The organism is Sporolactobacillus putidus (assembly GCF_014647035.1).
GTDB classification, from domain to species: domain Bacteria; phylum Bacillota; class Bacilli; order Bacillales; family Sporolactobacillaceae; genus Sporolactobacillus; species Sporolactobacillus putidus.
Genome location: NZ_BMOK01000011.1, coordinates 107,572 through 116,756, shown reverse-complemented (window position 1 = coordinate 116,756; position 9,185 = coordinate 107,572). Strand labels below are relative to the sequence as shown.

The following is a 9,185-nucleotide window of genomic DNA, read 5'->3' as shown; positions in this document are numbered from 1 at the left end:
GAAACCGTGCCGCAGCTGTTCGGCGGGGCGGCGGACCTGGCGTCGTCAACGAAGACGACGATCAAGGCCGGCGGCGATTTTCTGCCGGAAACCTACAGCGGGCGGAACATCTGGTTCGGCGTCCGGGAATTCGCAATGACGGCGGCGGTGAACGGGCTGGCGCTGCACGGCGGGGTGATTCCGTTCGGTTCGACGTTCTTCACCTTCTCGGATTACGCGAAACCGGCAATTCGTCTGGCGGCGCTGATGGGCATTCCGTCGATCTTCGTCTTCACCCATGACTCGATCGCGGTCGGCGAAGACGGGCCGACCCATGAACCGGTGGAACAGCTGGCCGGTTTAAGGGCGATCCCGAACCTGACGGTGATTCGTCCCGCAGATGGCAACGAGGTGCGCGAAGCCTGGAAGGTGGCGGTGGAAAGCCGGAACCGCCCGACGGTGCTCGTCCTGACCCGCCAGGGGGTCGAAACACTGAAAGGCGAAGCGGAAGGCGCGGCCGAAGGCGTCCGGCGGGGCGGCTATGTCGTCTCGGAAGCGGCGGGCGGGCGTCCGGAAGGGCTCCTGATCGCGACGGGTTCGGAAGTGGCGCTGGCCGCGGAGGCCCAGGCGCTGCTGGCACAGGAAAACATCGCGGTCCGTGTCGTCAGCCTGCCGTCGTGGGAGCTGTTCCGGAAGCAGCCGCCGGCTTATCAGGACCGCGTGCTGCCGCCGGAGGTCACAGCGCGTGTCGGCGTCGAAATGGCGGCGCCGCTCGGGTGGCATGAGTTTGTCGGGCCGGCCGGGGCGCTGGTCGCGATCGACCGCTTCGGGGCGTCGGCGCCGGGCGGCCGCGTGACGGCGGAATACGGCTTCACGCCGGAACACGTCGCCGAGACGATGAAAAAACTGCTGATCAATCGTCAGCTTGCCTGACGGAAATAAACAGGACGACAATTGTCCTATCTCTGAGATCGTAACGCTCAACTTCCGGAAAGGGCGGCAGGCCTAAAAAATTTTAATGGAAATGTTCGATTTAACGCTGTTTCGCAAAAAGATGTCCCCATATCATTTGTCCTCCGGAATCACGCTCTGAGTTATTTTTTGAATGGGACGTGAGAAGGGGAAGACATCTTTTTGCTTAATATAGATGTAAGCGTTAACAAAATTTTTTCGTATACAGATGGGTGACAGGTGGAAAGGCCGTTTGCCTGCATTCTCCTTGAAAAATAAAACATAATCGCTTCCGTACCGGAAAGCAAGTCGCAAGGATAAATTGGGCAAGGTTCTTTCAGGTATCCGATCATATGGTACAGTGTCTTGAAAAGCCCAGCATGCGTCTGGTCATTAAAAAATATAAGGGAAAGAGGCAGATTGAAATGAAAACGAATTCATTACCGTCCGTCCGATGGATCCGATTGATTCCCGTTGTTTTTATCACTTACAGCCTTGCCTATCTGGATCGGGCAAATTATAGTTTCGGAGCCGCATCAGGCATGGCGAAAGACTTGAACATTACAGCAAGCATGTCTTCCCTCCTTGGTGCATTGTTCTTTCTCGGCTATTTCTTTTTTCAGGTACCAAGCGCAGGGTACGCGGAAAAGCGCAGTGCAAAGAAACTGGTTTTCTGGTCGCTGATCGTCTGGGGCATTCTTGCCAGCCTGATCGGTGTCGTGACGAACATTTACATGCTCTTCGCTATACGTTTTCTTCTCGGTATTGTTGAAGCAGCCATTATGCCTGCCATGCTGATCTTCTTAAGCCACTGGTTCACGAATGAAGAGCGTTCGCGTGCCAATACATTTCTGATTTTGGGCAATCCGATTACCGTGCTTTGGATGTCTGTTGTGTCCGGGTATCTTCTAAACAGCCTGGGCTGGCGCTGGATGTTCATTATTGAAGGCCTTCCCTCCGTCGTATGGGCATTCATCTGGTGGAGATTAGTAGACGACAAGCCGAATCAGGCAAGTTGGCTGAAAGACAGTGAAAAACGAGCCCTGAACGAAGAATTGATTGAAGAACAGAAAGGTTTTAAAGCCGTACCGAACTACAGAGAGGCTTTCAAGCAGAAAGCAGTGGTTTATCTTTGCCTGCAGTACTTTTTCTGGAGCATTGGCGTGTATGGGTTTGTTATGTGGCTGCCGTCGATTATTAAAGCAGCACCGCACATCAGCATTGTTGAAACGGGCTGGCTATCTTCATTGCCTTACCTCCTGGCAGCTGTTCTAATGGTTGTCGCCTCCTATTTCTCAGATAAACTGCTGAAAAGAAAAGTGTTTGTCTGGCCGTTCCTGTTTATCGGTGCTGTTGCTTTCTATGCATCCTATCTGGTCGGGGCGTCCAATTTCTGGCTGTCATTCGCGCTGATGGTAATCGCCGGCGGGGCTATGTATGCGCCATACGGGCCGTTCTTTGCGATCGTCCCGGAACTGCTGCCGAGAAACGTGGCCGGCGGTGCAATGGCGCTGATCAACAGCATGGGGGCTCTGGGATCGTTTGTCGGGGCCTATTTCGTAGGATTCCTTAACGGAGTGACCGGAGGATTTTCCGCATCCTACATGTTTATGGCTGTCTCACTCATCCTTGCCGTGATCTTCACGATCATTGTCAAAAGCACTAAGACCAATGAAGACTTCTCGAACGATAACAACAGATTATCAATCGATAAACACGTTGTCACGGGAAAATGAATCTGATCTCCTTTCCGAATGATGAAAAATAGAGGAAAACATTTCATAAAAGGAAGTGTAAACGGTGCCAGTGGAAGCTGTCGATCGCGTGAAGGCCGAGAAAATTGTCCCTTTGTTCCGGAAACAGCCGGCGGAAGTTGTTTTAGCCGTTGCGAATCATTTAAAAGAAGCGGGTTTTCACACCGTCGAAATAACGATGGAATCAAATGAAGCAGTGGAATCCATCCGCCAAATAAAAAGAATATACCCCGAGTTCAGTGTTGGAGCGGGAACCGTGAAAACGATCGATGACGCGGAGCGGGCTCTTGCGGCCGGTGCGGATTTTGTTGTCACCCCTGCGCTTAATTCAGAGCTCGTCAAGTATGTTCTGAACCAGGGCATTCCGGTCATTCCCGGCGCATTCACACCGTCGGAAATACTCAAAGCCTATCAGCTGGGCGTACCGATGGTCAAAGTCTTTCCCGCAGTCACGCTTGGTTCGGGTTTCATCAAAAATATCAAGGGACCGATGAGCGAAATTCCTCTGATGGCCACCGGAGGCATTAACCTTGCCAACGCGGGAGAATTCCTCTCGGCAGGGGTAGATGCTGTAGGAGTCGGTTCATCTCTGATACCGGACGATGCCGTGAAAACGGAAAACTGGCAAGTCGTGCACAAGCGTCTGGAACAGTGGAAACAGGTGGCCGGAAACCCGGTCGGACAATTGTCATAATAGACAGTGATTAAAAACAGCAATCGCTAATTTCTGAATAGAAAAGTTTTATCCAGTATCGGAGCGGTATAATCTTTCATACCGCTCCGATTTCTACTTTGAGTTCTAAACTTTAATTCTGAAAAAACTTGACCGTCGCATGTATCCTGAAGTTTCGATAACGAATCAGCAGCTAAAGATCTTCGTCTCGCCTAAATTGAGCGGTCCGTGCCGAGTAAAAGGTTCAAGAAAAATTTCGATTATTCACACTTATTGATTTCAGATCGTTTACTATTGATTCTTGGGGCATAACTGTTGGTTCTCTGCCACTTGCTGTTGATTCTCAAACATTTACTGACGATTCTTTGCACTTTACTGACGATTGTCCGTCATTGTGCTCCTGGGAACCCAACGGAAACCAGCTTTTTCAGCCCTCTCTTTCGCAATTTGGTGAAAAAGCGATTTTCGACTGTTGAGATGATTGTTAAACGGGTTATTGGCGGGACATAAGGTGACATGATGCGTTCACGCGGTTACACCATCTCAGGCACGTATTCGGCGAGAAACCGGTCAAGCACTTTTTCATAGGCATCCCGATTTTCCGCATAGGAACACGCATGGCCGCCATTTTCAGCAATGAACAACTGCTTTTTGTCCGGTTTTGCGCGATAAAGTTCCTCTGTCATCCTGGCCGGAATAAAAGGATCATTTTTGCTGTGAATAAAAAGAACGGGATGATTGATATTGGCGACTCCGAGAAGCGGCGAAACCTGGCTGATCCTGTACCCGTCTCTCAGTCTGAGAAACAGCCCGGTGACGGGCAGAATCGGCCATTGAGGAAGATGGTAATCGGTCTTGAGGAGATGGCGGAGTTCCGCATTTAAGTCGGAGAAGGGACAGTCGGCCACATAAAAATCGGCGGCATCCTCTACAAGTCCTGCGTACTGGAGCAAAGTCGCGGCGCCCATGGATTCGCCGTGAATACCAAGAAGACTCTTTTTGCCGAAACGTTCACGAACCCAGTGAACAACCGCGGCAAGATCGTCTTTTTCATAATAGCCGTAGCTGGTTGTCCGGCCTCCTGTCTGCCCATGCCGCCGTTCGTCATAAAGGATAACATTGAATCCCCGGTTGAGGAACAGCCTGGCATACTTGACGGAAGTAAGCAGATTGACCGTCACACCGTGGCAGAAAATCATGAATTTCTTTGAACTTGGCGGATCGGCAGGAATATAAAAGCCGTTAATAGGGTAACCGAACGGCGATTGAAGAGTAAAGGATTCCTTCTTTCGACTTTCGAATTCCTGCATCGTGAAAAGTTGGCGAACCTTTGTTTCTTTTTCTATAATCTGTTCATCCGTACTTTTTTTGCTGTACATAATTTTGCTTGAAAAACGCAGGCCGACGGCACTCAGCATACCGGCCGCGGCAGCTGAAGAAGTTAATAAAATTTTTGATGAGAGCTTCATTTTTTTCACTTCCTTGATCTGCATTGTACGATTTGATTGTAGCATAGATAATGAATACAGTTCGAATTAATGAAAAATCACAACAATTCATTTTTCTGCTTTGTCGTCAATCGTGTCGTATTTGCCAGCTTACGCTCGGGAGGGCAGCCATGCTAAAAAAACAAACCAGCTTTTATTACGGCGGGGATTACAATCCCGAACAGTGGGATGAGTCGGTATGGCAAGAGGATATGCGCCTGATGAAAAAAGCTGGCGTCAATTACGTCAGCGTGAACATTTTCAGCTGGGCAATTTTGCAGCCGGATGAGGACACCTATGATTTCAGCACATTGGATAAAATCATGGCCATGCTTGCAGACAACTGTATAGCCGCAGATTTGGCGACCGCCACAGCGGCGCCGCCCGCGTGGCTGGCGCGGAAATATCCGCAGTCGCTTCCGGTTGATAGCAACGGGACGCATTTACTGCCCGGGTCACGGCAGCATTATTGCCCGAACAGCAAGGACTACAGGAGGCTGGCTCAGGCGCTGGTCGGGCAAATCGCACGGCGCTACCGGAATCATCCCGCACTCGCGATGTGGCATGTCAATAATGAATTCGGTTGCCATGTTTCCGAGTGCTATTGCGACACGTGTAAAGCAGCTTTTCAAGCCTGGCTTCGGGAAAAGTATCAGTCGATTAGCGCCTTGAACAGGAGCTGGTCGACCGATTTTTGGAGCCAGCGCTATTATGGGTGGGAAGACATCAATCTTCCCGGAAAAATGCCGACGCATCACAACCCTAATCATCAGCTGGATTACAAACGTTTCATGAACGATTCTATTTTGAATCTCTATACGAAGGAACGGGAGATCATTAAAAAATATACACCGGATATTCCTGTTATGACGAACCTGATGGGGCTGCACCAACCGATCAACGGATTTACGTGGTCGAAGGAAATGGATCTTGTGGCGTGGGATGCCTATCCCGATCCGTATGAACCGATTCCTTACGGGTATTTTATGGCTCATGATCTGACCAGAAGCCTGAAAAAACGGCCTTTTCTGCTGATGGAACAGGCACCGGGCGCGGTCAACTGGCGCGGGCAGAATGCGGTCAAGACACCGGGACGGATGCGCCTCTGGAGCTATGAGGCAGTCGCTCACGGAGCGGACGGGATCCTGTTTTTTCAATGGCGGGCTTCACAGGGAGGCGCAGAAAAGTTTCACAGCGGGATGGTTCCGCATTCCAATGATGAAAACAGTCGTGTTTTCCGGGAGGTTGCCGAGCTGGGCAGGGAATTAAAAAAATGCGCGGAAATTTTGGAAACAAAATTCTATGCTGAAGCAGCCATCGTGTTCGACTGGGAAAACTGGTGGGCGCTGGAACTCGATTCCAAACCTTCTAATCTGGTAGAGTATCCCGCCCAACTAGTGAGCTATTATCGCGTGCTGCACCGGCTGAATATCGGTGTTGACTTTATTTCTCCGGATGAAGATCTGAAAAAATATAAGGTTGTTTTTGCGCCTGCAAGCTATCAGGTTTCTCAGATCTTTAGCGATCGTGTAAAAGACTTTGTACGGAACGGCGGGATTTTCGTGACGAATTTCTTCAGCGGAATCGCTAATCAGGAAGACCGGATCTATCTTGGCGGCTACCCCGGTGCCTATAAAGATGTGCTGGGTATCTATGTGGAGGAGTTTGCCCCGATGAAGAAAGGGCAGGTCCATCAGATCGCGACACCTTGGGGCGATGCGTCGATTCGGATCTGGGAAGAGGTCATTCATTTGAAAGGGGCGAAAGCATTCGCTTATTTTAAGGAAGGTTATCTGGCCGGAATGCCGGCTGTGACAAGACACGATTATGGCAGAGGCGTGGCTTATTATGTCGGTACCGATCCGGAAGAGGCTTTTCTGAAAAATATGATCCGCGAAATTCTTTCACGGATCCGGATTACGGCGCCGATGCATGTTCCGGACGGCGTAGAAGTTGCGACCAGAGAAAACAACACAGCCAGATACCACTTTGTCCTAAATCATACGGATCATGAAAAACGATTTGTCATTGACGGAGAGTACGAAGAATTGCTTACCGGGACTCCTGAAAAAAAGATTATAACACTGGCAGCAAGAGGTGTGAAAATTTTAAAAGAAACATAGGCCTCGTCTGTTCAGGTAGCTCCCGGGTTAAACCAGTATTTTTCCAGTAATCGCCCGCGGGTTATATTGATCATTTTCCGGATTTCGTGTCATAATGAATCTATCAATGTATTGCCTGTACGGTATTATGGCATGGGTATAAAGAGGGAGAGGTCGCTATGCGTTTAGTACTTTTATCAGGCGGATCGGGAAAACGGCTGTGGCCGCTCTCCAACGATGCGCGTTCCAAACAATTTTTAAAGGTGCTTGAGAATCGTCAGAAACGCTTGTCGTCCATGGTACAGCGGGTTTACGGGCAGCTTTGCGAAGTCAGTCTGGCCGGTTCAACAGTAATCGCAACGGGCAAAAGTCAGGTGGAGATGCTTCAGGATCAGCTTGACCAGGATGTGCCGCTGATCGTTGAGCCCGAGAGAAGGGACACGTTCCCGGCTATCGCGCTGGCCGCCTCGTATCTCTATACACGCACAGGAGCGGGCCTTGACGACGTGGTTGCGGTGCTTCCGGTCGACCCTTATGTAGAAACGGCTTTCTTCAAACGCGTTCAGGACTTGGAAAAGCTGCTTGACCGTACGAATGCCGATCTGGCACTGATGGGTGTCAAACCGACCTATCCATCGGAAAAATACGGCTACATCGTGCCTGTGAAAGGCGAAAACAAAGACTATATTCAGGTCGATCATTTCACGGAGAAGCCGAAGGAAGAACTGGCCAGAGAGCTGATCGCCGAATCTGCGCTGTGGAACTGCGGCGTGTTCGCGTTCAGGCTTGATTACATTATTTCAAAACTTGAGGCGCTGAATCTGCCGCTGCACTATGAAGAGCTCGTAAAAAAATTCACTAGCCTGCCGAAGATCAGTTTTGACTACGCTGTCGTGGAAAAAGCGAAGAATATTGTTGCCCTTCCGTACGACGGATTTTGGAAAGATCTGGGTACCTGGAATACGCTGACCGAAGAAATGGCCACGCATCAAATCGGCAAGGGGATTATCAGCAAGGATTCGGAAAATACACATCTGATCAATGAACTTGATCTTCCGGTCACAGTGCTGGGCATCTCCAATGCGGTCGTCGCCGTCAGCCCCGATGGTATTCTCGTCTCCGATAAAGAGCAGAGCCCGAGAGTCAAAGAGGTCATGAAAGGGTTCGATCAGCGACCGATGTATGAGGAACGCCACTGGGGCTCCTATCGGGTGCTGGATTATACGAGCTACGGGAACGACGGTGAAGAAGTGCTGACGAAAAAAATCAAAATCAAGCCGGGCGAAAACATCAGCTATCACTGCCATCACATGCGCCAGGAAGTCTGGACGATTGTGAAAGGCCGCGGTCAATATGCGGAAAACGGCGTCATTCGTTCGCTCAAACCGGGAGACGTCGTCATTGTTCCTGCAGAAACGATGCACGCGATCAAGGCGGACGAGCCTATTGAACTGATCGAGGTCCAGATGGGCAGCCAGCTGATTGAAGAGGATATCAGGAGAAAATACATGAAGTGGGAAGAGATAGAGGAAAACTGTTCATCCGTGAGATGATGACCGCGAGATCGGTTCGGTCACGATAGAAGAAGGGAAGTGCCGCATGAATCAGGATGCGGCACTTTTTGACTTTATCGGGCTTCTTAACAAATGGAGGCCCCCGTTTTAATCGGGAACTTATCCGAATCCTCACTCACCGGGATTTATCGGTTGTTCCCCGGAGTTTATCGGTCGTCGGTCACGACTTATCGGTCGTTCATCGGTGTTTATCGGTCGTCGGGCACAATTAATCGGTCGTTCATCGGAGTTTATCGGTCGCCGGTCACGACTTATCGGTCATTCCCCGGAGTTTATCGGTCGTCGGGCACAATTAATCGGTTGTTCCCCGGAGTTTATCGGTCGTCGGTCACGACTTATCGGTCGTTCATCGGAGTTTATCGGTCGTCGGGCACAATTAATCGGTCGTTCATCGGAGTTTATCGGTCGTTGCAGATCCCCGCCGCAAGTTTATCGGTTATTACCGGGAGTATCAGGGGTTCCGCAGATTTTTTCGTCCGTTACAGAATTTATCGAACGCCACCCGAATTCATCCGCCTTCATCAAGATATTGATCTTCACTCTGCATATCCTTTCCCGGCAATCGCCAGGATCTCTGGTTCTCCGCTTTTATCCAATAAAATTTTTGTGCTAGAATGTTTCTATGTTGAGAGCAGTTCGTAAATTTTTGCTAAAGGATGCGTTGA

At 50.1% G+C, this 9,185-nt stretch carries 7 protein-coding genes; 6 read left to right on the top strand and 1 reads right to left on the bottom strand.

The window, feature by feature from the left end; genetic code table 11:
* The 3 genes from IEX81_RS12430 to IEX81_RS12420 form a co-directional block, all read left to right on the top strand.
* Positions 1 to 912: transketolase-like TK C-terminal-containing protein (locus IEX81_RS12430; protein WP_308424085.1), on the top strand; the 912-nt coding region annotated here is incomplete at its 5' end.
* 443 nt (positions 913 to 1,355) lie between these two features.
* The gene (locus IEX81_RS12425) at positions 1,356 to 2,666 is read left to right on the top strand and encodes an MFS transporter (RefSeq protein ID WP_188803801.1); all 1,311 of its coding nucleotides are present in this window, start codon (positions 1,356 to 1,358) and stop codon (positions 2,664 to 2,666) included.
* A 64-nt stretch (positions 2,667 to 2,730) separates the two neighbouring features.
* Complete coding sequence (locus IEX81_RS12420) at positions 2,731 to 3,378, top strand: bifunctional 4-hydroxy-2-oxoglutarate aldolase/2-dehydro-3-deoxy-phosphogluconate aldolase (protein ID WP_188803799.1); 648 nt, start codon at positions 2,731 to 2,733, stop codon at positions 3,376 to 3,378.
* Positions 3,379 to 3,890: 512 nt separating this feature from the next.
* Here the strand turns inward: IEX81_RS12420 and IEX81_RS12415 are convergent.
* Positions 3,891 to 4,826 (bottom strand): alpha/beta hydrolase, encoded by a 936-nt coding sequence (locus tag IEX81_RS12415; RefSeq protein WP_188803797.1) that lies wholly within the window; start codon positions 4,824 to 4,826, stop codon positions 3,891 to 3,893.
* A 149-nt stretch (positions 4,827 to 4,975) separates the two neighbouring features.
* Here IEX81_RS12415 and IEX81_RS12410 point away from each other — a divergent pair, with 149 nt between their 5' ends.
* The 3 genes from IEX81_RS12410 (at position 4,976) to IEX81_RS12400 (ending at position 9,162) form a co-directional block, all read left to right on the top strand.
* A complete protein-coding gene (locus IEX81_RS12410) occupies positions 4,976 to 6,967 on the top strand; it encodes a beta-galactosidase (protein ID WP_188803795.1) in 1,992 nt (663 codons plus the stop codon).
* Between the two features lie 158 nt (positions 6,968 to 7,125).
* Positions 7,126 to 8,499: a sugar phosphate nucleotidyltransferase gene (locus IEX81_RS12405; RefSeq protein ID WP_188803793.1), complete on the top strand. Its 1,374-nt coding sequence runs from the start codon at positions 7,126 to 7,128 to the stop codon at positions 8,497 to 8,499.
* Between the two features lie 93 nt (positions 8,500 to 8,592).
* Positions 8,593 to 9,162, top strand: coding sequence for a hypothetical protein (locus IEX81_RS12400; protein WP_188803791.1), 570 nt, complete (start codon positions 8,593 to 8,595; stop codon positions 9,160 to 9,162).
* Positions 9,163 to 9,185 lie beyond the last annotated feature (23 nt).